The organism is Sulfitobacter sp. (assembly GCF_041552635.1).
In the GTDB taxonomy this organism is placed as follows: domain Bacteria; phylum Pseudomonadota; class Alphaproteobacteria; order Rhodobacterales; family Rhodobacteraceae; genus Sulfitobacter.
Genome location: NZ_JBFEKM010000248.1, coordinates 1 through 4,241, shown reverse-complemented (window position 1 = coordinate 4,241; position 4,241 = coordinate 1). Strand labels below are relative to the sequence as shown.

3 protein-coding genes are annotated in these 4,241 nt (G+C 54.7%); 2 read left to right on the top strand and 1 reads right to left on the bottom strand.

Annotated features, from left to right (window positions below):
- The coding region (locus ABYT07_RS19360; protein WP_372993655.1) for a S8 family serine peptidase at window positions 1–1,839 on the bottom strand (1,839 nt) is incomplete at its 3' end.
- Between the two features lie 345 nt (window positions 1,840–2,184).
- Between ABYT07_RS19360 and ABYT07_RS19355 the strand changes: the two genes are divergently transcribed.
- A complete protein-coding gene (locus ABYT07_RS19355; RefSeq protein WP_372993654.1) occupies window positions 2,185–3,849 on the top strand; it encodes a phosphoethanolamine transferase in 1,665 nt (554 codons plus the stop codon).
- The coding region (locus ABYT07_RS19350) for a diacylglycerol kinase (RefSeq protein ID WP_372993653.1) at window positions 3,846–4,241 on the top strand (396 nt) is incomplete at its 3' end. The genes ABYT07_RS19355 and ABYT07_RS19350, both read left to right, overlap by 4 nt.

The following is a 4,241-nucleotide window of genomic DNA, read 5'->3' as shown; positions in this document are numbered from 1 at the left end:
CAATTCAACTTCGTCGGCGACCAGAACGCCGTCATAGCGGAATCGGCACTTATAAGCCCAATAGGCCGTGTAATCGGTCAGCTTCAGCTTGTGATGGCACCCGGGGCAGGTGTTGCCATGCACCAGATCAAAAGCGTTTACATTGTTGACCATGCCCTTGTTGATGATCGGGGATTTTCCGCAGTTGCTGCATGTATAGTCGATGCTGATGCCGGGGCTGCAAAGTCTCCAGCTTGGGGCGGTCGGACTGCACGGTGTGTTGGAAAAACCGCCGCGCATGTCGGGGGCGGGAAAGTTGGGGCCAGCGCCAACGCCGCCAACCACGTTTGTGTTCAATGCCACAAGATGCACGTCTTCGATGATCACATGATGATGGCCACCGCCGCCCATCCGGATTTGTTCGGGCAATGCGCCCAATGCGTCAATCAGTTTGGCGGCAACGGGGCTGCCCCAGCCTGTGCAGGCGTCATACCCAGGCTCCGCCCGATACCCCGGGTAATTCGGGGTGGAGCGATTGTCACCGTGAAGGATATTTTTGAAATAGCCGCCCTTGGCCGCCAGTTGGTAGAGTTGGCCATTGATAAAGCCCAGACTGCCTTTGGACGGCTTGGCCCGGCTACGTTTTTCATTGGCCAGTACAATCAGCGCCGCCCACATCGGGGCGACGGCGCTTGTTCCGCCAATGCCCATTTTTGTCCCGCCGGTTTTGTAGATATCCCAATCGCCAGCCGCGGCCAATGATGCCACATCAGGCACGACGCGGCCGGTTGATTTGCCGTCATTGGCCGAGGGGATGGAAATACCCTGCGCGGTTTGCCACTTGGGGATGCCAAAGACCGTGCTGACGCCGCCCCCCGTGGCACCGCCGCCTTTTTCGGTGTTGTTCCAGACCACCTCGGTTTTCGTGCCATCGATATAATTGATCTGCGTGCCGCCGCAGGCCAGCACATTGGGGCTGCTGGCCGGATAATCCACATAGGCAAGGTTGGCCGTCGGGGTGCGGCGATCCGCCGAACCGTTGTCACCGGCTGCGGCACACACCGTCACGCCTGCCAGAACGGCCTTTTCCAAAGCGGCTTCAACGGCAGAGGTTTTGCAGCCCGGTGTCTCGCTGCTTCCCCAGGAAATCGAGATGACCGTATTTTTGTCCTTGATCGCGCGTTCGATGGCAGGACCGAACCCATCGGGGTTTGACCCGCGATAGACGTTGATTTTTGCCCGTGGGCAAATGCTGCCGATAACTTCGATGTCCAGATGGGTTTCGGTGGTGGGGTGTTTGTCTTGCTCGGGGGGTATCGTATCAACATCGATCACGGCGACTTTGGGCAGGGGATGAATGCCCAGTTTCGCAAAGTCATTGGCCACCTCTTCCACGTCGATTTTACCACCAAGAGAGATAATCGCGACCGACTGTCCCGCACCGCGTAAATCTGTGGGAAAGCCATAAAACTGGGCGACGTCAATCGGCAGATAGCCGGGGAAATATTCCTTTTCCGGATCCGTAACGCCAAAAGACAGCCTGTACCAGGCCTTGGCGGTCAGGGTGGAAAAGGGCGTTGCCGCGCCGAATTTTTCTTCTCCCATGACGTCTTGTTCGTCGCGCGCCAAAACCCCGTGATATTTCAAACTGCAATTTTTGAACCAGTATTGTTGAAAATTCGCCATCTTAAGCTTGTGATCACCGTGGCTGTGCCCGGCCAGGCACCCGCCAGCGTCAAATGTTCCAAATCCCGTCGGACCCGCATGAACGATGACGTTTCCGTCAAGTTCAGGGCAGAAGAATTCCAAGTTAAGGCCGTCGTGGCAGGCGGCGGCCAACTGTTCGTCTATACGGGTCATGAACAATCCTTTTGGCAAAAGATAATTTGGGGTAGACCAAAAACGCTGGACGTTTTTATCGAAGTCTTAACAAAAAATATGACTCTTTTCGCCTCGTGGCTCTGTAATCTAGGACACACAACGCCGCCCGATTCATGTTAAAGTAGTGAATGCTCAGGGGCTGGACAAAGGTATGTCCGGTCTGGACCGCTTGGGGTGGACCGCAACCGCAACCGAAATCACACGACTTGCGACGGAACGCTACCGAACCTGATCAGGCTGGGACTGGCTGTCGGGGATTCAGGTAAGGTTCGCGTAAGGTTGGCATGTTTATGGAAGCTGGAAGAAACAATCCAGATTTGTCCGATGACCTTACTGACCAACCTTAAGACGCAGTTTTTCACCTTTTTCAGCGCGCACAAAATATCGCCTTTTGGCTTGATATTGCTGACGGTTTTGTTTTTGTTTTCCGTGGATAACACCACATTCTGGTCTCTTGGCGGCTCTATATTTCACGGCCATCCGCTGTCCTTTGCCGGGTTCTTGCTGGCGGTCTATTTCCTGACAGTCGCGGCATTCAGCCTTTTCGGCTTTGTCTGGACGGTAAAGCCGTTTTTGATGTTCATCGTCATTCTAAGCGCGGTCACGTCCTATTACATGGACCGTCTGGGTGTCGTGATTGACCGCGATATGATCCAGAATGTCATGGTGACCACCGTGGCGGAATCCAAACATCTGGTCACAGTCGGGTTTGTGACCCATGTTGTTCTTTATGGCGTACTTCCGGCTGCGGTGATTGCCTGCGTCAAGATCAAGCGCCACGGTCTGGTGAGATCAGTTGCCGTGCCGGTACTCACTTTTGGTGTCAGCATGGCGTTGGCTGCCGGTTTGCTGATGGCGGATTTGAAAAGCTATTCGTCGATCCTGCGCGAACGCAAGGACCTTATGGGCAGCTATCAGCCCGGTATGCCGTTGGTCAGTGCAATACGTTATGCAAAGCTGATGACGCGCACAGCCAACCTGAAGGTTGTCGCAATTGGTGAAGACGCCACCAAGGGGGCGGCGTACGCTGCAGATCGCAAACCAGTGCTTACCATCGTGGTGGCAGGCGAAACTGCGCGGTCTCAGAATTTCAGCCTGAACGGGTATGAAAAGGATACCAATCCTCGTCTGGCACAATTGCCGGTGATCAGCTTTGCCGATGTGAATTCATGTGGCACTGCGACGGCAGTTTCATTGCCATGTATGTTCTCGAAATTCACGCGCGATGCGTATTCTTATGAAAAAGGCATCTCGCATCAAAATGTCCTTGATATCTTTGATCACGCCGGTCTGCATGTCGAATGGTGGGACAACAACACCGGCCACAAGGGCATCGCCGACAGGGTCGGCAGCCGTATGATGACGGCCGCAGACGGCGCAGAGTTTTGCACCTCGGGCGAATGTACCGATGGGGTGTTCATGCGCGCCCTTGCCGAGTACGCACAGACCATCACCCGAGACACCGTGCTGGTGCTGCACCACATCGGCAGTCACGGACCCACCTATTACTTGCGCTACCCCGATGAATTCGAACGGTTTAAACCGGCCTGTCGCACGGCTGAATTCAAGAATTGCACGGCGGGCGAAATCGCCAATTCATATGACAATACCATCGCGTATACCGATGAAATTCTTGCGCAAACGATCGAATTTCTGAACGGGCAAACCCACCTGTCTACCGCCTTGGTTTATGTGTCTGACCACGGTGAATCCTTGGGCGAGGGGGGGCTGTACCTGCATGGATCGCCCTACTTCATGGCCCCCGCTTATCAAACCAAAGTGCCGATGATCTTGTGGCTGTCCCAAGCGTTCCAAGAACAGTTCGAGATTGATCAGGCCTGCCTTGTGGATCAAAAAGACACTACATTGTCCCATGACAATCTGTTCCATTCCCTTTTGGGTATGATGGACATCCAAACCAGCGAGAAAGATTCAGCCTTGGATATATTTGCATCTTGCCGCTCAAACATGAAACTGGTCCAGAAATGACGCTTCATACCTCAGGGGCCAAAACGCCCCGTCCCAAACCCGACCGCATCACGGGCGTTGCGCATTTCTTTGCGGCCACCGGATATTCCATTGGCGGTGTGCGCCGCCTGTGGCAGGAAACCGCGTTCCGGCATATCACACTGGCGCTGCCCTTATGCGGTATCGTGCTGTGGTTGGCAGGTGCCAGCTTTGCCGAATATTGCGTCTTGTTGATTTTGTTTTTCGTTCTGGTCGCGGTCGAGGCGCTGAATACAGCAATCGAATGCCTTGTCGATCACCTTGCCCCCAATTGGGAGGTGTTTGCCCGTGACGCCAAAGACCTTGGATCACTGGCGACCATGTGCCTGCTGTGCGCCAACGGGGTTTTCATCGGCTGGATCGTGTTGCGCGCT